Raw genomic sequence first — 389 nt, 5'->3', positions numbered from 1 at the left:
CGCGCACAGCAACAGAGCTCAGGCGAGACTGAGACGAGCCGCCGAGCCATGTTGGGGCTTGTTGCGGCTGGGATCGTCTCAGGTTCCTTCGTTCAAGCCGTGCTCGCTGAAGCCAAGCCCATCAAGGTTGGACCACCGCCACCACCCTCCGGCGGTCTGCCTGGGACCTTGAACTCGGACGAAGCAAGAGACTTTGACTTGCCCCTGAAGAACAGGTTCTACCTTCAGCCACTGGCACCAGCAGAGGCAGCAGCGAGGGCGAAGGAATCTGCCAAGGAAATTGTTGGCGTGAAGTCGCTCATCGACAAGAAGGCTTGGCCCTACGTACAAAACGACCTCCGTTCAAAAGCAGAGTACCTCCGTTATGACCTCAACACCGTCATTTCTGC

At 57.8% G+C, this 389-nt stretch carries 1 protein-coding gene; it reads left to right on the top strand.

The window, feature by feature from the left end:
• Positions 1-48: 48 nt before the first annotated feature.
• Positions 49-389 (top strand): photosystem II protein PsbQ (gene psbQ / locus D2V08_RS18110; protein WP_245980440.1); only part of this gene is annotated, 341 nt, incomplete at its 3' end.

Source organism: Flagellimonas lutimaris (assembly GCF_003581615.1).
Lineage (GTDB): Bacteria > Bacteroidota > Bacteroidia > Flavobacteriales > Flavobacteriaceae > Flagellimonas > Flagellimonas lutimaris.
This window is presented reverse-complemented; position numbering and strand designations above follow the sequence as displayed.